This window comes from Burkholderia multivorans ATCC BAA-247, assembly GCF_000959525.1.
In the GTDB taxonomy this organism is placed as follows: domain Bacteria; phylum Pseudomonadota; class Gammaproteobacteria; order Burkholderiales; family Burkholderiaceae; genus Burkholderia; species Burkholderia multivorans.
Genome location: NZ_CP009831.1, coordinates 632,825 through 654,449 on the forward strand (window position 1 = coordinate 632,825; position 21,625 = coordinate 654,449).

The window sequence follows — 21,625 nt, forward strand, 5'->3', positions numbered from 1 at the left end:
CGGCATCCTGCAGCCAGTTCAACCGACGGAGGACCGAACATGAACGTGCTGATCGTCTATGCACACCCCGAGCCGCGTTCGCTGAACGGCGCATTGCGCGATTTTGCCGTGGCGCGTCTGGAAGCGGCCGGGCATACGGTGCAGGTGAGCGACCTGTATGCGATGAACTGGAAGCCCGCGCTCGACGCAAACGACATGATCGACCGCTCGCACGACGCGCGCTTCGATCCGGCGCTCGACTCGAAGCGCGCATACGAGACCGGCACGCAGCGCGAAGACATCGCGCGCGAGCAGGACAAGCTGAAATGGGCCGATACGGTGATCCTGCAGTTCCCGCTGTGGTGGTTCTCGATGCCGGCGATCATGAAAGGGTGGGTCGAGCGCGTGTATGCGTACGGCTTCGCATATGGCGTCGGCGAGCATTCCGACCGGCACTGGGGCGATCGCTACGGCGAAGGCTCGCTCGCCGGCAAGCGCGCGATGCTGATCGTCACGACCGGCGGATGGGAATCGCACTACAGCGCGCGCGGGATCAACGGGCCGATCGACGACGTGCTGTTTCCGATCCAGCACGGCATCCTCTATTACCCGGGCTTCGACGTGTTGCCGCCGTTCGTCATCTATCAGACGCACCGGATGGACGACGCGCGTTTCGCGGAAACGCGCGCCGCGCTCGGCAAGCGTCTGGACGAACTCGCCACGACACCGCCGATTCCGTATCGCCGGCAAAACGCGGGCGACTACGAGATCCCGGCGCTGACGCTGAAGCCGGACATCGCGCCCGGGAAGGTCGGCTTTGCCGCGCATCTGGCGGCGTAGCGCGTGCATCGCGCGCTGCACGCGTAGCGCGCCATGCGCGAGCGCGATACGCGCGCCGCACGACGCAAAAACGGCACGAACGACCCGCGCGTTTTCGCAGGCCGCCGTTGCCGTTCGCCCTTTGCCCTTTGCCGTGCCGCGTGCCGCCGTCAAACGACGGCCGCGACACGCGCGCGCTTACCGATCGTCGTCGCGCACCGACGACGGATGGCGGCACAGCGCGCGTACCTCCATCTCCATATACGGAAACAGCGGCAGCTGACTCAGCACGTCGTGCAGCTGCTGCACGCTGTCGACGTCGAAGATGCTGACGTTCGCGTACTGTCCGGCGATCCGCCACAGATGCCGCCACACGCCTTCGTTCATCAGCCGCTGACACATCGCCTTTTCCTCGGCCTTCAGCGTCGCGGCTTTGACCGGGTCCATATCCGCCGGCAGGCGGACCTTCATTTCCACATGAAACAGCATCCTGTGCTCCGTTTGTCGGTTCGCGGGACGACGCCGGTCACACGTGCGCGCGCACGCGTTCGACGTCGGTGGTCGGCACGTTGTCGCGCGCGCCGACCAGCGTGAAATCGAAGTCGATCAGCGCGAACGGGCCGTCGATCCCGTACGGCTTGCCTTCCGCGCCTTCTGCCTGGCGGATCTTCGGAATCAGGCCCTCGCGCGTCGCGAACGCGAAGTCGTCCCAGATGTGCGGATCGCCTTCGATGTTGATCTGCGTGGTCAGCTTACGGTATCCGTCCGCGGAAACGAAGAAGTGGATGTGCGCAGGACGGTGGCCGTGGCGGCCGAGCTGATCGAGCAGCTGCTCGGTCTTGCTGCCCGGCGGCACGCTGTAGCCGACCGGCAGCACGCTGCGGAAGCTGTAGCGGCCTTCCGCGTCGGTGCGGATCGAGCGACGCAGGTTGAACGGCGGCTGCGACTGATCGAAATACGAGTAGTTGCCGAGATGGTTCGCATGCCAGACCTCGACGAGCGCGTTCGCGATCGGCGCGCCGTCGCTGCCGAGCACGCGGCCGCGCATCACGAGCGTCTGGCCCGGATCGGTGCCGTCGTCGAGGCGCGCATGGCCGACCGACTCCGGCGCACCGGCGACGTACAGCGGCCCTTCGATCGTACGCGGCGTGCCGCCACGGATGCCGGCCTTCGCCTCGGCCTCGTCCATCCGCACGTCGAGGAAGCGCTCGAAGCCGAGGCCCGCGGCGATCAGGCCGAATTCGCGGCCGGCTTCGTTCAGATAGTTGAGCGCGGTCCAGAACTCGCTCGGCTGCACGTCGAAATCCTCGATCGTGTAGCACAGATCCTTGACGATGCGGTTCACGATCGCGCGCACGCGCGGATTGCCGGGCTTTTCCGCGGCGTCGTCGAAGGTCTTCAGCAGGGCGTCGATTTCTTGTCGGGTCATCTCTGTCTCCGGTTTCGGTTGTCGTATGGAATCAGCGGGCGGTGCGCCGCATCCGCTCGATGCGCGCCCAGTCGAACGCGATGCCGAGGCCCGGCGTCGCCGGCAGATGCAGCTTGAAGTCCTCGTAGCGCAGCGGTTCGACGAGGATTTCCTCGGTCAGCAGCAGCGGGCCGAACAGCTCGGTGCCCCATTTCAGCGAAGCGAACGTGCTGAACAGTTGCGCGGAGGCGATCGTGCCGGCCGCGCCTTCGAGCATCGTGCCGCCGTACAAATCGATGCCGGCGGCCGACGCGATCGCCGCGACCTGCGCGGCGCCTTGCAGCCCGCCCGACTGCGCGATCTTCACGGCGAACACGTCGGCCGCGCGTGTTTGCGCGAGCGCGAACGCGTCGATCGGGCCGTGCAGCGCCTCGTCGGCCATGATCGGCACGTGTGCGAGTTGCGCGAGCCGTTGCAGGCCCGTCCGGTTGCTCGCGGCGATCGGCTGTTCGACGAGGCTCACGCCTGCGTCCGCGAGCCGCGCGCAGGCGCGGATCGCATCGGTTTCCGTCCATGCCTGGTTCACGTCGACGCGCACGTCGCCGCGATCGCCGAGCGCGCGCTTGATCGCGATCACGTGCGCGACGTCGTCGTCGACCGCGTTCGACCCGATCTTGAGCTTGAACGCGCGGTGGCGACGCGCATCGAGCATCGCTTCGGCCTCCGCGATGTCGCGCTTCGTGTCGCCGCTCGCGAGCGTCCACGCGACGTCGACCGCATCGGTCACGCGGCCGCCGAACAACTCGGACAGCGGCACGCCGACGCGGCGTGCCTGCGCATCGAACAGCGCCGTCTCGAGCGCGCATTTCGCGAAGCGATTGCCCTGGAACAGCTTGCGGGCGCGCGCCATCGCGGCGCCCGGACGCGTCGCGTCCATCCCGCGCAGCAGCGGCGCGAAATACGTATCGATGTTGATCTTGATGCTTTCCGGGCTCTCCTCACCGTACGCGAGCCCGCCGATCGTCGTCGCTTCGCCGACGCCTTCGATACCGTCCGTGCATCGTATGCGGACCAGAACGAGCGTCTGGCAGTTCATCGTCGCGACCGAGAGTTTGTGGGGCCGGATCGTCGGTACGTCGACCAGCAGCGTCTCGACGCTTTCGATCGTGGCGGCTGTTGCTATCATGCGATTCCTCCTGTCGGTGCACATGGTAGGAATACGCGCCGGGCCGCGTCCAACACTCTTTCCGACTACTTCCATACCTTCGGAGCATGAAATGGAATTGCGCCAGCTTCGGTACTTCATGGCCGTGGCCGAGGAAATGAACATCACGCGCGCGGCCGAGCGGCTGCACATCACGCAGCCGCCGCTCAGCCGCCAGTTGCAGGCGATCGAGGAGGAACTCGGGCTGCCGCTGTTCGTGCGCGGCGCACGGCCGCTGAAGCTGACCGACGCGGGGCGCGTGTTCTACGCGCAGGCGCGACGCGTCGTCGAGCAGGCCGACGAGCTCGGGCCGCTGACGCGGCGGCTCGCGCAGCTGTCGGAACGGATCGTGATCGGCTTCGTGCCGTCGACGCTGTACGGCGCGCTGCCCGACGTGATCCGCGCGTTTCGCGAGGCGCAGCCGGACGTCGAGCTGTCGCTCGTCGAAATGTTCACGCTCGAGCAACTGGGCGCGCTGAAGGGCGGGCGGATCGACGTCGGCTTCGGGCGGCTGCGCTTCGACGACGACCAGCTCGTGCGCGAAGCGCTGATCGAGGAAAAGCTGATCGCGGCGGTGCCGGTCGGTCATCCGCTCGCCGATCCCGATCGGCCGCTGACGCTCGCGGACCTCGCGAACGAAACGCTGATCGTCTATCCGAGCACGCCGCGGCCGAGCTTCGCGGATCAGCAGTTGTCCGCGCTGCGCGACGGCGCGCTGGTGCCGGCCGCCGTGCACGAGGTGCGCGAACTGCAGACGGCGCTCGGGCTCGTCGCGGCGAAGGTCGGCGTGTCGCTGGTACCGGAGAGCGTGGAGGGCGTGCGCGTGAAGGGCGTGGTCTACCGGCGGCTGCCGGAACCGGTCGCGACGTCGCCGATCATCATGAGCCGCCGGCTGCACGGCGAAAGCGCGGCGACCGCGAAGTTCTGCGCGATCGCGCGCGAGATGATCGTGCCGGCGGGGCACGCCTAGCGGCGGTCGGTCGCTCGATCGATTGGCTCGTAGGTTCGCAACTAACGGCCTATCCCCCGTGCGTCCGCAGGGCGGCGGCGCCTGAGCGCATGAGATGCGTGAGCGCTTGAGCGCGGGCATCCCGGCGCCGGAGCGCGCACCTGCGCTTACGACCGCCCGGCAAGCGTTTCCGAAGGCGATTCGCCGAATCTTTCCCGATACGCGAGCGCGAACCGGCCGAGGTGCGTAAACCCGCAGTCGAGCGCGATGTCGGCGATCCGCCGCTCGGGCGTCGCGCCGAGCAGCAGCTCGCGCGCATGCTCGAGGCGCTTCGCGCGCAGGTATTGCATCGGGCTCGTGCCGCGAAACTGCAGGAACGCGTCGCGCAGCGTGCGCTCCGGCACGTCGGCCGCGCGTACGATGTCGGCGAGCTGCAGCGGCTGCGCGTAGTGCGCATCGACAAATTCCTGCGCGCGCCGCACGAAGCCGGGCACCGGATCGTGGCGCGCCGCCGGCAGCACGGACGGCGGGTGGCCTTCGATCAGCAGATCGATCAGCAGATGCTCGAGCTGCGACGCGACGCGCGGATTCGTCCGCGCGCGTTCGAGCAGGTCCGGCGAGCGCGCGACCAGCATCAGCTGATCGCGCCAGGCGGCGAGCGCCGCGTCGCTGACGTGCAGCACCGGATCGAGCGTCGCACGCGGATCGCCGGTCAGCGTGCGTACCGTCGCCGCGTCGATCCGCAGCACGAACTGCTCGCAATCCGCCGACAGCAGTGCATCGAAGCGTTCGCCCGGCGCGCAGAGCACGCCCGTCTGGGCATCGACGCCGAGCTGCCGCCCCATCGCACGCACGTCCGCGTGGCCGGACAGGCAGAACATCAGCAGGTAGTAGCCGTCGACCGCGTCGACCTGCACGCGCATCGCGTCGCCGAACGCGATCGTGCCGATCCCGAGCCCGCCGAGCCGCACGAAATCCATATGCGACGCGCCGCACACACGGCCGCTCGGCAGCAGTGCATGCGGCTGCATCACACGCGAGATCCGCTCGCGCGTTTCGTCGAGATCGCGGGATTCGAACAGCCGATGCGCGCGCAGCGCAAGCGGCTCGAACGGCGTTGGGGACATGGGCCGGGCCTTCGTGGGGACGTGCGCATCGGTCGGACGAATCGGTCGAGACCGCGCGCGGCATCGTGTGTGCGTCATGCTAGCGCAGAAATCCGCCGAAAGTGGATACTGCGCCGCCGCAATCGCACTTTCCGGATAGACGCCGAATATTAGCGTTTCAAAAATCCGCTCCATGGAGTCAACGACACGGATCGACAAGGAGTCCGACATGGAGCACACAGAATCGCCCGTCCGGTTCGCCGCGCGCGACGACGCCGACGACGTGGTTTTCCCGCACGACGACGGCTCGCGCGTGCCGTACAAGGTGTTCAGCTCGCGCGCGGTGTACGACCGCGAACAGGAACGCATCTTCCGCGGGCCGACCTGGAACTTCGTCGCGCTGGAAGCGGAAATCCCGAATCCAGGCGACTTCAAGAGCACGTTCGTCGGCGACACGCCGGTCGTCGTCACGCGCACGGACGACGGCACGCTGGCCGCCTGGGTGAACCGCTGTGCGCATCGCGGCGCGCAGGTCTGCCGCAAAGCGCGCGGCAACGCGAGTTCGCATACGTGCGTCTATCACCAGTGGAGCTTTGACAACCGCGGCAACCTGCTCGGCGTGCCGTTCCGGCGCGGCCAGAAGGGCATGACCGGGATGCCGGCCGATTTCGATCCGAAGCAGCACGGCCTGCGCCAGCTGCGCGTCGACAGCTATCGCGGGCTCGTGTTCGCGACGTTCAGCGACGATGTCGCGCCGCTGCCCGACTATCTCGGGGAACAGATGCGTCCGTGGATCGACCGGATCTTCCACAAGCCGATCGAGTATCTGGGCTGTACGCGCCAGTATTCGAAATCGAACTGGAAGCTCTATCTCGAGAACGTGAAGGACCCGTATCACGCGAGCATGCTGCATCTGTTCCATACGACGTTCAACATCTTCCGCGTCGGGATGAAGGCGCGTTCGATTCCGGACGCGAATCACGGGCTGCACAGCATCATCACCGTGACGAAGACGGGCGACGACACGTCGGCCGCGTACAAGCAGCAGAACATCCGGTCGTTCGACGAGGGCTTTCATCTGGAAGACGAATCGATCCTCGATCTCGTGTCCGAATACGACGAGGACTGCACGAACCACATTCAGCCGATCTTTCCGCAGCTCGTGATCCAGCAGATCCACAACACGCTCGTCGCGCGGCAGATCCTGCCGAAGGGGCCCGACAACTTCGAGCTGATCTTCCACTTCTTCGGCTACACCGACGACACGCCCGAACTGCGCGCGCTGCGCATCAAGCAGGCGAACCTCGTCGGGCCGGCCGGCTACATCTCGATGGAGGACACCGAAGCGACCGAGCTCGTGCAGCGCGGCACCGTGCGCGACGGCGATGCGACGTCGGTGATCGAGATGTCGCGCGGCAATCCCGACCAGCAGGACACGGTGATCACCGAAAGCCTGATCCGCAAGTTCTGGGTCGGCTACCAGAAGCTGATGGGCTATTGAATCGGGAGCGCGCAATGATGGACAACCTGACCGAAGACATGAACACGTGGTTCGCGATCTACATGCTGCAGAACCGCTACATCGGCCACCTCGACAACAACCGCCTCGAACAGTGGCCCGAGATGTTCACCGAGGACTGCACGTACGAGATCGTGCCGAAGGAGAACGCCGATCTCGGGCTGCCGGTCGGCATCGTGCACTGCACGAACCGGCGGATGCTGCGCGATCGCGTCGTGTCGCTGCGGCACGCGAACATTTACGAGGAGCATACGTACCGGCACATGACGTCCGGCCTCACGATCGTCGCGCAGCGCGACGGCGAGATCGACACCGAGAGCAATTACGTGGTCGTGCAGACGCGCAGCAACGGCGAATCGAACGTGTATCAGGCCGGTAAGTATTACGACACGGTCGTGCGCACGCCTGAAGGCTGGCGTTACCGCACGAAACGCGTGATCTACGACACGTCGCGCGTGCAGACGCTGCTCGCGACGCCGATCTGATCCAGCAAGGAGACGACATGACCGAAGCAACGCTCGCCGAGTGGCATCCGCTCGGCACGCTCGACGAATTTTCCGAAGACGAACCGGCCGCGCGCGTGGCGGGACAGAAGCCGATCGCGGTGTTCCGGATCGGCGACGAGCTGTTCGCGATGCACGACCTCTGCTCGCACGGCCACGCGCGGCTGTCCGAAGGCTATGTGGAGGACGGCTGCGTCGAATGCCCGCTGCATCAGGGGCTGATCGACATCCGCACCGGTGCGCCGAAGTGCGCGCCGATCACCGAGCCGGTGCGCACGTATCCGATCCGGATCGTCGACGGACAGGTGGAAGTCAATGTCGGCTGACCCGTTCGTGATCGTCGGCGCCGGACATGCGGCGCGCCGCACGGCCGAAGCGCTGCGCGCGCGCGATCCCGACGTGCGCATCGTGATGATCGGCGCGGAGCGCGAACTGCCGTACGACCGTCCCGTGCTGTCGAAGGACGCGCTGCTCGGCGACGGCGGCGAACAGCGTGCGTTCGTGCGCGATGCCGGCTGGTACGACGCACAGCGGATCGCGCTGCGGCTCGGCACGCGCGTCGACGCGATCGAGCGCGACGCGCAGCGTGTGCGGCTCGACGACGGTTCGAGCCTGCCGTACGCGCGGCTCGTGCTCGCGACCGGCTCGCGCGTCCGCCCGTTCGCGGGGCCCGTCGACGACGGCGTCGCGCTGCACTACGTGCGTACGGTCGCCGACGCGCGTGCGCTGCGCGCGCAGCTCGCGCCCGGCCGTCGCGTCGCGGTACTCGGCGGCGGCTTCATCGGCCTCGAGGTGGCGGCCGCCGCGCGGCAGCTTGGCTGCGACGTGACGGTCATCGATCCGGCTGCGCGGCTGCTGCAGCGCGCGCTGCCGGAAGTGGTCGGCACGTATGCGCGGCAGCTGCACGACGGCCGCGGCGTCGCGTTCCGGCTTGCGACGACGCCGCGCGCCGTCCGCCGCGCAGCGGGCGGCGGCGCGATCGTCGACACGGACGCCGGCGACGTGCAGTGCGATGTGGTGGTCGTCGGCATCGGCGTCGTGCCGAACGTCGAACTCGCGCATGCGGCCGGGCTCGACGTCGACAACGGCATACGCGTCGACGCCGGCTGCCGCACGGCCGATCCCGCGATCTTCGCGGCCGGCGAGGTGACGATGCATTTCAATCCGCTGCTCGGCCGCCATGTGCGGATCGAGTCGTGGCAGGTCGCGGAGAATCAGCCGGCGGTGGCGGCCGCGAATGCGCTCGGCGCCGACGACACGTACGCGGAGCTGCCGTGGCTGTGGTCCGACCAGTACGAGTGCAACCTGCAGATGCTCGGGCTGTTCGGCAGCGAGCACGCGATGGTCGTACGCGGCGATCCGGCGAGCGGCGCATTCACCGCGTTCGGGCTCGCGCACGACGGCAGGATCGTCGCGGTGGCGGCCGCGAACGCGGGGCGCGACATCGGCGCTTCGCGCAGGCTGATCGCGGCCGGCGCGACGCCGGATCCGGCGCGGCTTGCCGATCCGGCCGTCAACCTGAAAGCGTTTCTGTAACGGGCGCACGGTCGCACGCGCGCATGCGTGGCGGCATGGGCGCGTGCGGTGCATTTGGCGGCAACGGCCGACTCGGTGCATATTGGCGGCATCGCGTGCATCGCCCGTTTGCCCATGACGTCAGACAAAGCCCTTGAACTGAAACGCAGCAAGCGCCGCGCGCTGTGGCTGCTGCTTGCCGCCGTCGCGGTGTTCGTCACGACGATCTTTCTGCCGCGCGGCCCGTGGATCGATGGCGTGAAGGCCGTCGCCGAAGCCGCGATGGTCGGCGCGCTCGCGGACTGGTTCGCGGTCGTCGCGCTGTTCCGGCGCGTGCCGATCCCGTTCGTGTCGCGCCACACCGAAATCATTCCGCAGAACAAGGACAAGATCGCCGACAATCTCGCGGTGTTCGTCCGCGAGAAGTTTCTCGGCCCAGACGCGCTCGCCGCGCAGATCCGCCAGCACGATCCCGCGCAACGGCTCGGCGCGTGGCTCGGCGAGCCGGCGAACACCGAGGCGCTCGGCGGCTACGCGACGAAGCTGATGAGCTTCGCGCTCGACATGACCGATGACGCGCGCATCCAGTCGTTCGTGCACGACGCGTTCCGCGCGGCGATCGACCGGATCGACCTGTCGCAGTCGGCGGGCGCGATCCTCGATACGCTGACGAAGGACGGCCGCCACCAAGCGCTGCTCGACGACGCGATCGCGCAGATCGTCGCGGTGCTCGGCAAGGACGAGAACCGCGACGTGATCGCGGGCTTCATCGTCGAATGGCTGAAGACGCAATATCCGAAGGTCGAGAAGATCATGCCGACGCACTGGCTCGGCGAGAACGGCGCCGAGCTCGTCGCGAATGCGGTGAGCCGCGTGCTCGAAGCGGTCGCGGCCGACCCCGAGCATGAGCTGCGTCAGCGCTTCGACCGCATCGTGCACTCGCTGACGGAGCGTCTGAAGCACGATCGCGCGTTCATCGACAAGGGCGACGAAATCAAGCGCTACATCCGCGACGGCGATGCGTTCAACGCCTATCTGAAGGACCTGTGGGTGCAGTTGCGCGCATGGCTGAAGGCCGATCTCGCGCGCCCCGATTCGGCGCTGCATCGGCAGGCCGCGACGCTCGGCGGCTGGCTCGGCGCGCGGCTCGCGGAAAGCCCGGCGCTGCGCGCGTCGCTGAACGAGCACGTCGAGCGTGCCGTGCACGAGATGGCGCCCGATTTCGCGGATTTCCTGATGCGGCATATCCGCGATACGGTGCGCAACTGGGATGCGCGCGAGATGTCGCGGCAGATCGAACTGAATATCGGCAAGGATCTGCAGTACATCCGCATCAACGGCACGCTGGTCGGCGGGCTGATCGGGTTCGGCCTGTATCTGGTGTCGCTCGTGCCGCGCTGGGCCGGCGACTGGCTGCACTGACGCGGCCGCGCGCCGCACCGTGCGGGCGCGCGTCAGGCGTGCGCTTTCGCGCCGTGCAGTTGCAGGCCGAGCGCCTTGATCACTTTGAGGATCGTGCCGAAGCTCGGATTGCCGTCGTGCGACAGCGCCTTGTACAGCCCCTCGCGCGATAGCCCCGCATCGCGCGCGACTTGCGACATGCCGCGGGCGCGCGCGATCACGCCGAGCGCGTGCGCGATGAATGCCGGATCGTCGCCGCCTTCCTGGAGGCAAGCTTCGAAATACTCGGCCATGTCGTCGTCGGTCTTCAGGTGTTCGGCCGAATCCCACGGCCGCGTGCTGATCTTGCTCATCGGTTACTCCAGGTCGAGATGCTCGAGCATCGCATGGGCGGCGCGAATGTCGTCGCGCTGCGTGGATTTGTCGCCGCCGCACAGCAGGACGACCCATATCGTGCGCCGCCGCACGAAGTACACGCGATAGCCGGGGCCGTGATCGATGCGCATCTCGTAGACGGGCGACCCGACGGACTTCCAGTTGCCCAGATTGCCCATCGACAGCCGATCGATGCGCGCCTGAATGCGGCGCTTCGCGGTGCGGTCCTGCAGGCCGGCAAACCACGCGTCGAACACGGCGGTCGTCCGGATGCTGAACGTTGGAGCAAGGTAAGGCATTACAGGTAATTTGTCAACCACGGTTCACATCCTCATCGGAAGGTCGGAGCGTCACAGTACGGCCGTGCGCGCGGTCATGGCGCCGATTCGGCCGTCAGGCCGATGTGCGGGACGGTACCGCTCGCGTCGACGTCGTCGTTTCGAGATAGCGTCTACAATCGAAAACGGCTTTGCCGTCCGCGTGTCGCGCGCGGGCGGGTCCGTTCGCCTCCCATCGGGAGGCGCCGCCGCGCGCCGCGCGGCGGGCAGTGCCCGTGGTTCGTATCCGGTAGGTAATACGTTCGCGCGCCGTAGGCCGGCGCGCGCCGTCTCAAGCGTCGCGCGCCCGTAAGCCGTGCGCGCGGCATCAACCGAGAGTCCCCATGAAAGCATCGGATCTGTTCGTGAAGGCGCTGGAGGCCGAGGGCGTCGAGTACGTGTTCGGCATTCCCGGCGAAGAAAACCTCGATCTGCTCGAATCGCTGCGGCGCTCGAAGATCCGGCTCGTGCTGACGCGGCACGAACAGGCGGCCGGCTTCATGGCCGCGACCTACGGCCGCCTGACGGGCCGCACCGGCGTGTGTCTCGCGACGCTCGGCCCCGGCGCGACGAACTTCGTGACGGCCGCCGCGTATGCCCAGCTCGGCGGGATGCCGATGCTGATGATCACGGGCCAGAAGCCGATCAAGTCCAGCAAGCAGGGCCACTTCCAGATCGTCGACGTCGTCGGCATGATGCAGCCGCTGACCAAATTCACGCGGCAGATCGTGTCGATCGGCAATATTCCGTCGGCGGTACGCGAGGCGTTCCGGCGCGCGGAGGAGGAGCGGCCGGGCGCCGCGCACCTCGAGCTGCCGGAAGACATCGCGCACGAGGAAGGCGACGGCAAGCCGATCCCGCGCAGCTTCAGCCGGCGGCCGATCGCCGAGCAGAAGGCGGTCGCGCATGCCGTCGACGCGATCCAGGCCGCGCGCCATCCGCTGCTGATGATCGGCGCGGGCGGCAACCGCAAGACGACCTGCAAGATGCTGCTCGAATTCGTCGACAAGACGGGCATCCCGTTCTTTACGACGCAGATGGGCAAGGGCGTGATCGACGAGACGCATCCGCTGTGGCTCGGCAATGCGACATTGTCCGACGGCGATTTCGTGCATCGCGCGATCGAGCATGCGGACTGCATCATCAACGTCGGCCACGACGTGATCGAGAAGCCGCCGTTCTTCATGCGCGCGGACGACAAGACCGTGATTCACGTGAACTTCCTCGGCGCGCAGGTCGACCCCGTGTATTTTCCGCAGATCGAAGTCGTCGGCGACATCGCGAATGCCGTCTGGCAGATGAAGGAAGCGATCGCGCCGCAGCCGCACTGGGATTTCGAGCGCTTCGCGATGATCAAGGAACATTTCGACGCGCACCTGCAGAAGGGCCAGCACGATCCGCGCTTCCCGATGTATCCGGTGCGCATCGTCAACGATCTGTACAACGCGCTGCCGGTCGACGGTATCGTCTGTCTCGACAACGGCATGTACAAGATCTGGTTCGCGCGCTACTGGCGCGCGCACGAGCCGAACTCGCTGCTGCTCGACAACGCGCTCGCATCGATGGGCGCCGGTCTGCCGTCCGCGATCGCGACGAAGATCGTCCATCCGCAGCGCAAGGTGATCGCCGTGTGCGGCGACGGCGGCTTCATGATGAACTCGCAGGAGCTCGAAACGGCGGTGCGCCTCGGGCTCGACATCGTCGTGATGATCCTGCGCGACGACGCGTTCGGCATGATCCGCTGGAAGCAGGAAAACATGAACTTCCCCGATTTCGCGATGACGCTGAAGAATCCCGACTTCGTGTCGTATGCGCAGAGCTACGGCGCACACGGCCATCGCGTCGAATCGGCCGATGCGCTCGAGCCGCTGCTGCGCGAATGCTTCGCATCGCCGGGCGTGCACGTGATCGACGTGCCGGTCGACTATTCCGACAACGAGCGCGTGCTGAACCGCGAGATCAAGCGGCTGTCGGCGCAGCTCTGAATCCCCGTTCACCGGAAGGAGCCGTTCCATGCTGAAGGAAACCTATCCGTACTACCTGGCCAACGAGGCCGTCTACGCGAATACCGATCTCGAAGTCACCGACAAGTACAGCGGCAAGGTCGCGACGCGCGTCGCGCTCGCCGACGCGAAGGCGATCGACGCGGCGATCGGCGCGGCTGTCGACGCGACCAAGCCGATGCGCGAACTGCCTGCGTACCAGCGGCAGGCCGTGCTCGACCACTGCGTCGCGCGCTTTCGCGAGCGCTTCGACGAACTGGCGGAAGCGCTCTGCATCGAGGCCGGCAAGCCGATCAACGACGCGAAAGGCGAAGTCACGCGACTGATCGACACGTTCCGCGTCGCGTCCGAGGAAGCGGTGCGCATCGACGGCGAAGTGCTGAACCTCGAGATCTCCGCGCGCGCGCAGGGCTATACGGGCTATACGCGGCGCGTGCCGATCGGTCCGTGCTCGTTCATCTCGCCGTTCAACTTTCCGCTGAACCTGGCCGCACACAAGGTCGCGCCCGCACTCGCGGCCGGCTGCCCGTTCGTGCTGAAGCCCGCGAGCCGCACGCCGGTCGGCGCGCTGATCATCGGCGAAGTGCTCGCGGAAACCGATCTGCCGAAGGGCGCGTTTTCGGTGCTGCCCGCGCATCGCGACGGCGCGGATCTGTTCACGACCGACGACCGTTTCCGGCTGTTGTCGTTTACGGGCTCGCCGGCCGTCGGCTGGGCGCTGAAGGAGAAGGCCGGCAAGAAAAAAGTGGTGCTCGAGCTCGGCGGCAACGCGGCCGCGATCGTCGACGCGGACCAGCGCGACCGGCTCGACTATGTGGTCGAGCGTCTCGCGTTCGGCGCGTTCTATCAGTCCGGCCAGAGCTGCATCGGCGTGCAGCGGATCCTCGCGCATGCGGACATCTACGACGCGTTGCGCGACAAGCTGATCGCGAAGACGCGCGCGCTGAAGATGGGCGATCCGAAGGATCCGTCGACATTCGTCGGCCCGATGATTTCCGAGTCCGAATCGCGGCGGTTGTCCGGCTGGATGGACGCGGCCGTGGCGGCCGGCGCGAAGATCGTCGCGGGCGGCAAGGTCGACGGCGCGATGTTCGAGGCGACGCTGCTCGAAAACGTCGGCCGCGACCAGGACCTGTACCGGAAGGAGGCGTTCGGGCCGATCGCGATCCTCGAGAAGTTCGACCGCTTCGACGACGCGCTCGCGCGCGTCAACGACAGCGATTTCGGGCTGCAGGCCGGCGTGTTCACCGATTCGCTCGCGCATACGCAGCAGGCGTGGGACGAACTCGAAGTCGGCGGCGTCGTGATCAACGACGTGCCGTCGTTCCGCGTCGACAACATGCCGTACGGCGGCGTGAAGGATTCGGGGCTCGGCCGCGAAGGGATCCGCTACGCGATCGAGGACATGACCGAGCCGCGCCTGCTCGTCGTGCGGCGTCGCTGACGCACGCTGCGCGCCTCGACGACGGCACGCCGGCCGCGGGACGGGCCGCGTGCCGTTTTTCCGTGCGCGGCCGCGCCCCGCGCCCGCGGCGGGGCGAACGACCTCGACTGCGCGCGGCGGTCATGTTGTAATCGCGCGCAACGACCGCCCGGGCCAAGACACCGGCGGTTCCGCCGGTTCCTTCCTCGAGAGGTCGATTCATGTCCCCCGTGTCGGCATTCAAGCTGATTCTGTTGTCATTCCTTGCGATCGTTGCGCTCGAATACGCGGCGAAGCGGCTGCGGCTGCCGCCGGCGGCCGCGCTGCTGGTCGGCGGCATCGGCATCGCGTTCATTCCGGGCCTGCCGCCGATCAACCTCGATCCCGACCTCGTGCTCGTCGTGTTCCTGCCGCCGCTGCTGATGGACGGCGCGTACTTCTCGGTATGGCAGGAGTTCAAGCGCAATGTCGGCGGGATTCTGCTGCTCGCGATCGGCGCGGTCGCGTTCACGACGTTCGCGGTCGGCGTTGCCGTCCACTGGGCCGTGCCGTCGCTGCCGTGGGCCGCGTGTTTCGCGCTCGGCGCGATCGTCTCGCCGCCCGACGCGGTGGCGGCGAAAGCGGTGCTCGAGCGCGTCGCGCTGCCGCGCCGGCTGATGGTGCTGCTCGAAGGCGAAAGCCTGCTGAACGACGCGGCGGGGCTCGTGCTGTTCCGCTTCGCGGTGGCCGCCGCGCTGACCGGCGCGTTCAGCCTGCAGCATGCGGTGGTCGGCTTCGCGGAGCTCGGGCTCGGCGGCGTCGTGGTCGGCTTCGTGATCGGCCGGCTCGTCGTGTGGTTCCTGAAGCTGCTCGACGACGACTATCTCGTGATCACCGTCGCGGTGCTCGCCGGCTGGATCGCCTATATCGCGGGCGAAATGGTCGAGGTGTCGGGCGTGATCGCGACCGTCACGGCCGGCATGATCGTCGGCTGGCATCAGCACGAGGTGTTTTCCGCGGCGGTGCGCACGCGCGGCACGGCGTTCTGGCAGGTGATCGTGTTCCTGCTCGAGGCGCTCGTGTTCGTGCTGATCGGCCTGTCGCTGCGCGGCGCGATGCTGCGGCTCGGCGGCCTCGACCAGGTGCTCGCGACGATGCTGCCGCCGGTCGGCGCGGTACTGGCCGCGGTCGTGCTGTCGCGCTTCGTCTGGATCTATGCGGTCGAAGCGCTGAAATGGCCGGTGCGCGGCATCATGCGGCGCGGCGACGGGCCCGACTGGAAAGCGGCGACCGTGATGAGCTGGGCCGGGATGCGTGGCGTCGTCACGCTCGCGATCGCGCTGTCGTTGCCGGACGCGATGCCGGGCCGCGACGTGATTCTCGTCGCCGCCTTCGCGGTGATTCTCGTGACGGTACTGCTGCAGGGCACGACGATCGGGCCGCTGATCCGGCTGCTGCGGCTGCCGCAGCGCCACGAGCGCGCCGCGCACCACCTGAGCGAGCCGCAGGCGTGGGCACGCGTCGAGGCCGCGCAGCTCGCGGCGATCCAGCCGCTCGTGCGCGACGAGAACGGGGTCGTGATCCATCCGCGGCTGCTCGAACAGTACACGTACCGCGCGGCGCTGACCGAGCGGCTGAAGGACGAGCCCGAGTTCCCCGCCAGCGCACGCACCGCGCACTACGACGTCGTGCTGGCCGCGATCGCGGCCGGTCGCGCGGAACTGCTGCGCCTGCATCGCACGGACCGCATCCACGACGAGATGCTGCATGCGCTCGAACGCGATCTCGACCTGCAGGAAGTGGCCGCCTATCACGCGCGCGGCTGATTTGCCCTCGGACGCACGCGCCGTTGCGGCTGGACCTCGGGGCGCCCGTGCGCCGCGCCCGCCGCGTGGCGTGCCGGGCGCTCGTCGGTCGCCCGCGACGGCGGCCCGTGCGCCCAGTCGCACCGCCCGCCGCACACGCGCGCCGGCGATCCGGAAATGATCCGATTTATTCGATTCCGACTGCTTCCGCTCATTTGACAAAGCTGAATCATTCCGAGATAGATGCTGTGCTCTAATTTCATTTAGAATCAGCCGGTTATGTTTATTGAGAGAAAGTGTGCGGAGGTAATACGGGCGTCGACGGGGAAAATCGACGACCGAAAGCCCCGTCCACCAAGGCCGGCGGGCCAGGCTGGCGAAATCGGGCGGCATTTTCCGTCCGAAAAATAAGATAGCGTCCAGGTCGGATAAACAACGTATATGAAAGAATCGATTGGAGATTCGGCATTTGAAACGGTATTTATGAAAGAATCGAGCGGTGAAAGCGCGTCGGATTGTCTCCAATCCGGTTTATCGGTGCTGCTCGTCGACGATCAGCCGTTCGTCGGCGAGGTGATCCGTCGCGCGCTGCGCAGCGAACACGACATCGACCTGCATGTGTGCACCGACGCGCACCGGGCACTGACGGTCGCGCGCGACGTGAAACCCACGGTGATCCTGCAGGATCTCGTGATGCCCGAGATCGACGGGCTCGATCTCGTGCGCGCGTGGCGCGCGGACGCCGACACGGCGCGCGTGCCGATCATCGTGCTGTCGGCGAAGGAGGAGCCGATCGTCAAGCGCGAAGCGTTCATCGCCGGCGCGAACGACTATCTGGTGAAGCTGCCGGACGCGATGGAGCTGACGGCGCGGATCCGCTATCACTCGAATTCATACCTGATGTCGCGGCAGCGCGACGAGGCGCTCGACTTTCTGTCGCACGACATGCGCTCGCCGCAGACCTCGATTCTGGCGCTGCTCGACGTCTATCGCGCCGAGCACGGCGACATGCCGGCGATCATGGAACGCATTGCCGGCCATGCGCGGCGTGCGCTCGCGCTCGCCGACGGCTTCATTCATCTGACGCGTGCGCAGTCGGAACGGCGCGCGCACGAACTCGTGAGCCTCAACGAGATCGTGCTCGATGCGGCCGACCAGTTGTGGGAGAAGGCGAACGGCTTCGGCAGCCGCGTCGTCGCGCACGTGCCCGACACGGATTGCGTGACGATGGGCGATCGCATGATGCTGACGCGCGCGGTCGCGAACCTGATCGACAACGCGCTGAAATACGGTCCGGCCGGCACCGACGTGCACTGCACGCTCGCGGCCGACGACGGCGCGTGGCTGATCGGCGTCGAGGACGCCGGCCGCGGCATCGCGCCCGAGCAGCGCGCGGCCGCGACCGAGTCGTTCGTGCGGCTCGAATCTGCGCACGGCGCCGCGCGCAGCGGATTCGGGCTCGGGCTCGCGTTCGTGCGCGCGACCGCCGCGCGGCATCGCGGCCAGATCCTGATGCGCAATTCGGCGCGCGGCTTCATGGTCGCGCTGCGCCTGCCTGCGCAAGCGCAGCGGTGATGGACGGGCGCGGCCTGCCGATGCCGTGCCGACCCCGATGCGTTCCCGGCGTGCCCAGCGGCGCGCCGGCGAGCGCGGATTTTTTTCAACGCAGTTATCAGAAAGCCCATAACCAACATGGCCACCGTGACGCCCCGCGCGACCAATGAAAGCCTGCCCCCGACGATCGGCGCCGTGCGGCTGACGCTCGGCAACCGCATCCTGCTCAGCTTCGGCGTGCTGTTCGTGCTGATGCTCGTGACTGCCGGCGTGTCTTACGAGCGCCTGCGCGCGATCAACACGGAAGCCGTCAGCATCGAGCGCGACTCGCTGCCCGGCGTCTATCTCGCGGCGTCGCTGCGCGGCTCCGTCAACGAGACGTTCATGGCGCTGCAGCAGGCGACCTTCGTCGATACGGATAGCGAATCCGTGCATCGCGATCTCGCGCGCGTCGCCGACGCGACGAAGCAGATCGACACGCTGTCGGCCGACTATCAGGCCACGACGTTCCGCGACGACGATCGCGCGCGCTTCGTCACCTTCCGCGCGGCGTACGACCGTTATCTGCCGCTGCTGAACGACGCCGCGCAGAAAAGCCGGCTGTCGCGCGACGATGCGGTCGCCGCCTACGCGAAGGTGCTGCCGGCATGGACGGAGACGGTCCGCTACGCCAATACGCTCGTGCAGGAGAACCGCAAGTTCGCGGACGAATCGGCCAAGCAGATCCGCAACTCGGTGCAGGACACCGAGATCGTGCTCGCGGCCGCGCTCGGGATCGTGCTGCTGTCCGCGCTCGCGCTCGGCTACGGCCTGTACCGGACGATCACCGTGCCGATGGCGCGGCTCGTCGAGGTGCACGACGTGATGCGCACCGGCAATCTGACGCAGCGCCTGAACCTGAAGCGGCGCGACGAGTTCGGCACGCTCGAGACCGGTTTCAACCGGATGGCGGACGAGCTGACGGAGCTCGTCGCGCGCGCGCAGCAGTCGTCGCTGCAGGTGACGACGTCGGTGGCCGAGATCGCCGCGACGTCGCGCGAGCAGCAGGCGACCGCGAACGAGACGGCAGCGACCACGACCGAGATCGGCGCGACGTCGCGCGAGATCTTCGCGACGTCGCGCGATCTGCTGCGCACGATGAACGAAGTGGCCGGCGTCGCCGAGCAGTCGGCGACGCTCGCGGGCGTGAGCCAGAGCGGGCTCACGCGGATGGGCGAGACGATGCGCAGCGTGATGGACGCGGCCGGCTCGGTGAACGCGAAGCTCGCGATCCTCAACGAGAAGGCGCTCAACATCAACCAGGTCGTCGCGACGATCACCAAGGTCGCCGATCAGACGAACCTGCTGTCGCTGAACGCGGCGATCGAAGCGGAGAAGGCCGGCGAATACGGGCGCGGCTTCGCGGTCGTCGCGACCGAGATTCGGCGCCTGGCCGACCAGACCGCGGTCGCGACCTACGACATCGAGCAGACGGTGAAGGAAATCCAGTCGGCGGTGTCGGCCGGCGTGATGGGGATGGACAAGTTCTCCGAAGAAGTGCGGCGCGGGATGCTCGACGTGCAGCAGGTCGGCGGACAGCTGTCGCAGATCATCGCCGAAGTGCAGACGCTCGCGCCGCGCTTCCAGATGGTCAACGAAGGCATGCAGACGCAGGCGAACGGCGCCGAGCAGATCACGCAGGCGCTGTCGCAGCTGTCGGAGGCCGCGCAGCAGACGGCCGAGTCGCTGCGTCAGTCGTCGCAGGCGATCGACGACCTGACGCTCGTCGCAAACCAGCTGCGCACGAGCGTGTCGCGCTTCAAGGTCGACGCGTGACGCGCGCGGAATCGCAGAGCGGCGCACACGCGCTGTTCCTGATGTTCGAGCTCGACGGCGAACGCTACGCGCTCGACGCGGCCGGCATCGACGCGGTGCTGCCGCTCGCGACCGCGAAGGCCGTACCGGGCGCGCCGGACTGGATCGCCGGGCTGCTGATCCACGACGGCGAGCCGGTGCCGGTGATCGACGTGCCGATGCTCGCGCTCGGGCGGCGCGCGCATGCGCTGCGCTCGACGCGGCTCGTGATGGTCCGCTATCGCGGCGCGGCGGCCGATGGCGGGCGCCGCGTCGGGCTGATCGTCGAGCGCGCGACGCAGACGATGCGGATCGACCGCGCGGCGTTTCGCGCCAGCGGCATGGCGACGCCGCGCACGCGCTGGCTCGGCAGCGTCGCGAGCACGCGCGACGGCATCGTGCAGCTCGTGTCCGTCGCCGATCTGCTCGACGACGTCGCGCGCCTGCATCTGTTCGACGGCCTGTCGGGCCGCGAGGGGGACTCCGCATGAGAGATTTCGATTCGCGCTTTCGCGGCTGGCTGCTGCGCGAGACGGGCATCGACCCCGATTCGCTCGGCAACGACTTCCTGATCCGCGCCGTGACCGAGCGCGTGCACGCATTGCTGGCGGCGGACGGCGAACGGCTGCCGTCGTCGGTGCGGCCGCCCGTGACGCCCGAGGCGCTTGACGCGTACTGGCAGCGGCTCAACGGCTGCGCCGACGAGCGGCGCGCGCTGATCGAGCTGTTCGTCGTGCCGGAGACGTGGTTCTTCCGCGATCGCGAGGCGTTCGCGACCGTCGCGCGGCTCGCGGTGCAGCGCGTCGCCGCGTCGCCGTCGCGCGTCGTGCGCGTGTTGAGCGCGCCGTGCTCGACCGGCGAGGAACCGTATTCGGTCGCGATGGCGCTGCTCGACGCTGGCCTCGAACCCGACGACTTCGCGATCGACGCGATCGATCTGAGCGCGCGTGCGATCGAGCATGCGCGCGCCGGCAGCTATGGCCGCAACGCGTTTCGCGGCACGTCGACCGACTTCCGTGCGCGCTATTTCACGCCGGCCGCGGACGGCTGGCTGCTCGACGAGCGCGTGCGCGCGTGCGTGCAGTTTCGTCAGGCCAATCTCGTCGAGCCGTTGACGGACACCGGCATCCGCTACGACTTCGTGTTCTGCCGCAACGTGCTGATCTATTTCGATCGCGAGGTGCAGGATCGGGTGATCCGTTCGCTCGACGCGTGCATGACCGAGGACGGGATGCTGTTCGTCGGGCCTGCCGAAACGGGCGTCGCGATGCGGCACGGCATGCGTTCCGCGCGGATTCCGCTCGCGTTCGCGTTTCATCGCGAACGTTCGGGCGCCGCCGCGGACGGCTGCGCAACGCGGCGCACAATGCCGATGCCGGCGGCCGCGCCGTATCGCCGCGCGGAGCGTTTTGCACCCGCGCCGTCCGCCTGGAGCGAGCCGGCGCCGCTCGCGTTCGCGGCGCCGGCCGTACCGATCGGCGGCTTGGCGGCCGTACATGCGGTCGATGTCGACACGGCGATGGCGGACGGGCCGGCCGTCGCCCGCCCGCGCGCGGCGGACTTGCCCGCGCCGGCGCGGCCGGTTGCGGCGATGCCCGTGACCGACACGCCGGCCGACGACGCGCACACGCCGACGCTCGAGGATGCGCAGGCGCTCGCGAATGCGGGCGCGTTCGACGAGGCCGAGCGCGTGCTCGCGCAGTTTTCCGCGCGCGTCGGCCCGCATGCGGACGCGTTCTACCTGCTCGGGCTGATCGCCGACGCGCGCGGCCGCGCGGCCGACGCGAGCGACTTCTACCGGAAGGCGCTGTATCTGAGGCCGACGCATCACGAGGCGCTGACGCATCTCGCGACGCTGCTCGACGCGGGCGGCGATCGCGCCGGCGCGCAATGGCTGCTCGAGCGCGCGCGGCGCTCGGCCGGCTAAAACGAA

The 21,625-nt window shown here is 67.8% G+C and carries 20 protein-coding genes; 14 read left to right on the plus strand and 6 right to left on the minus strand.

Annotation, left to right across the window (positions count from 1 at the left end):
* Positions 1 to 39 precede the first annotated feature (39 nt).
* Positions 40 to 819 carry an NAD(P)H-dependent oxidoreductase gene (locus NP80_RS05125; protein WP_006404225.1) on the plus strand — a complete coding sequence of 260 codons (780 nt, stop codon included), beginning with the start codon at positions 40 to 42 and terminating at the stop codon, positions 817 to 819.
* A 177-nt stretch (positions 820 to 996) separates the two neighbouring features.
* Here the strand turns inward: NP80_RS05125 and catC are convergent, their stop codons facing one another.
* The 3 genes from catC to NP80_RS05140 are packed head-to-tail and all read right to left on the minus strand — an operon-like array spanning position 997 to position 3,392.
* Complete coding sequence (catC, locus tag NP80_RS05130; protein ID WP_006398002.1) at positions 997 to 1,287, minus strand: muconolactone Delta-isomerase; 291 nt, start codon at positions 1,285 to 1,287, stop codon at positions 997 to 999.
* A gap of 37 nt (positions 1,288 to 1,324) precedes the next feature.
* Entirely contained in the window at positions 1,325 to 2,227 is a 903-nt protein-coding gene (catA, locus tag NP80_RS05135; protein WP_006404224.1) for a catechol 1,2-dioxygenase, read from the minus strand.
* 31 nt (positions 2,228 to 2,258) lie between these two features.
* Positions 2,259 to 3,392 (minus strand): muconate/chloromuconate family cycloisomerase, encoded by a 1,134-nt coding sequence (locus NP80_RS05140; RefSeq protein ID WP_006411367.1) that lies wholly within the window; start codon positions 3,390 to 3,392, stop codon positions 2,259 to 2,261.
* 91 nt (positions 3,393 to 3,483) lie between these two features.
* Between NP80_RS05140 and NP80_RS05145 the strand changes: the two genes are divergently transcribed.
* Positions 3,484 to 4,380, plus strand: a complete 897-nt coding sequence (locus NP80_RS05145) for a LysR family transcriptional regulator (RefSeq protein ID WP_006411359.1) — start codon at positions 3,484 to 3,486, stop codon at positions 4,378 to 4,380.
* Between the two features lie 146 nt (positions 4,381 to 4,526).
* Here NP80_RS05145 and andR read toward each other — a convergent pair whose 3' ends face one another.
* Positions 4,527 to 5,486 carry an anthranilate 1,2-dioxygenase regulatory protein AndR gene (andR, locus tag NP80_RS05150; RefSeq protein WP_006404221.1) on the minus strand — a complete coding sequence of 320 codons (960 nt, stop codon included), beginning with the start codon at positions 5,484 to 5,486 and terminating at the stop codon, positions 4,527 to 4,529.
* A 208-nt stretch (positions 5,487 to 5,694) separates the two neighbouring features.
* Between andR and andAc the strand changes: the two genes are divergently transcribed.
* The 5 genes from andAc to NP80_RS05175 all read left to right on the plus strand — a co-directional run bounded on the left by andAc (position 5,695) and on the right by NP80_RS05175 (position 10,424).
* Entirely contained in the window at positions 5,695 to 6,966 is a 1,272-nt protein-coding gene (gene andAc, locus NP80_RS05155) for an anthranilate 1,2-dioxygenase large subunit AndAc (protein WP_006411366.1), read from the plus strand.
* A gap of 14 nt (positions 6,967 to 6,980) precedes the next feature.
* Positions 6,981 to 7,469 (plus strand): anthranilate 1,2-dioxygenase small subunit AndAd, encoded by a 489-nt coding sequence (gene andAd / locus NP80_RS05160; protein WP_006398008.1) that lies wholly within the window; start codon positions 6,981 to 6,983, stop codon positions 7,467 to 7,469.
* A gap of 17 nt (positions 7,470 to 7,486) precedes the next feature.
* Positions 7,487 to 7,813, plus strand: a complete 327-nt coding sequence (gene andAb, locus NP80_RS05165; protein ID WP_006404219.1) for an anthranilate 1,2-dioxygenase ferredoxin subunit AndAb — start codon at positions 7,487 to 7,489, stop codon at positions 7,811 to 7,813.
* Positions 7,803 to 9,023 carry an anthranilate 1,2-dioxygenase system ferredoxin--NAD(+) reductase gene (gene andAa, locus NP80_RS05170; RefSeq protein WP_006411378.1) on the plus strand — a complete coding sequence of 407 codons (1,221 nt, stop codon included), beginning with the start codon at positions 7,803 to 7,805 and terminating at the stop codon, positions 9,021 to 9,023. Before andAb ends, andAa begins: the two co-directional genes overlap by 11 nt.
* A gap of 114 nt (positions 9,024 to 9,137) precedes the next feature.
* Positions 9,138 to 10,424 carry a DUF445 domain-containing protein gene (locus tag NP80_RS05175; RefSeq protein ID WP_035487943.1) on the plus strand — a complete coding sequence of 429 codons (1,287 nt, stop codon included), beginning with the start codon at positions 9,138 to 9,140 and terminating at the stop codon, positions 10,422 to 10,424.
* A gap of 32 nt (positions 10,425 to 10,456) precedes the next feature.
* On the opposite strand, the gene NP80_RS05180 is transcribed toward NP80_RS05175, so the two are convergent.
* Together NP80_RS05180 and NP80_RS05185 are read right to left on the minus strand one after the other, a co-directional pair.
* Positions 10,457 to 10,756 (minus strand): addiction module antidote protein, encoded by a 300-nt coding sequence (locus tag NP80_RS05180; RefSeq protein ID WP_006398012.1) that lies wholly within the window; start codon positions 10,754 to 10,756, stop codon positions 10,457 to 10,459.
* A gap of 3 nt (positions 10,757 to 10,759) precedes the next feature.
* Positions 10,760 to 11,077: a type II toxin-antitoxin system RelE/ParE family toxin gene (locus NP80_RS05185; protein ID WP_012217495.1), complete on the minus strand. Its 318-nt coding sequence runs from the start codon at positions 11,075 to 11,077 to the stop codon at positions 10,760 to 10,762.
* A 362-nt stretch (positions 11,078 to 11,439) separates the two neighbouring features.
* On the opposite strand from NP80_RS05185, the gene NP80_RS05190 reads away from it, so the two are divergent.
* The 7 genes from NP80_RS05190 (at position 11,440) to NP80_RS05220 (ending at position 21,619) form a co-directional block, all read left to right on the plus strand.
* Positions 11,440 to 13,080 (plus strand): acetolactate synthase large subunit, encoded by a 1,641-nt coding sequence (locus NP80_RS05190; RefSeq protein ID WP_006398015.1) that lies wholly within the window; start codon positions 11,440 to 11,442, stop codon positions 13,078 to 13,080.
* 28 nt (positions 13,081 to 13,108) lie between these two features.
* Positions 13,109 to 14,542, plus strand: a complete 1,434-nt coding sequence (locus NP80_RS05195) for an aldehyde dehydrogenase family protein (RefSeq protein WP_006404214.1) — start codon at positions 13,109 to 13,111, stop codon at positions 14,540 to 14,542.
* A gap of 200 nt (positions 14,543 to 14,742) precedes the next feature.
* Positions 14,743 to 16,326, plus strand: coding sequence for a Na+/H+ antiporter (locus NP80_RS05200; protein ID WP_006404213.1), 1,584 nt, complete (start codon positions 14,743 to 14,745; stop codon positions 16,324 to 16,326).
* A gap of 420 nt (positions 16,327 to 16,746) precedes the next feature.
* Positions 16,747 to 17,880: a hybrid sensor histidine kinase/response regulator gene (locus NP80_RS05205; RefSeq protein ID WP_006404211.1), complete on the plus strand. Its 1,134-nt coding sequence runs from the start codon at positions 16,747 to 16,749 to the stop codon at positions 17,878 to 17,880.
* 117 nt (positions 17,881 to 17,997) lie between these two features.
* Entirely contained in the window at positions 17,998 to 19,674 is a 1,677-nt protein-coding gene (locus NP80_RS05210; protein WP_006404210.1) for a methyl-accepting chemotaxis protein, read from the plus strand.
* A complete protein-coding gene (locus NP80_RS05215; RefSeq protein ID WP_006411379.1) occupies positions 19,671 to 20,183 on the plus strand; it encodes a chemotaxis protein CheW in 513 nt (170 codons plus the stop codon). Before NP80_RS05210 ends, NP80_RS05215 begins: the two co-directional genes overlap by 4 nt.
* Entirely contained in the window at positions 20,180 to 21,619 is a 1,440-nt protein-coding gene (locus NP80_RS05220; protein ID WP_045593154.1) for a CheR family methyltransferase, read from the plus strand. The genes NP80_RS05215 and NP80_RS05220 overlap by 4 nt, the downstream gene beginning before the upstream one ends.
* Positions 21,620 to 21,625 lie beyond the last annotated feature (6 nt).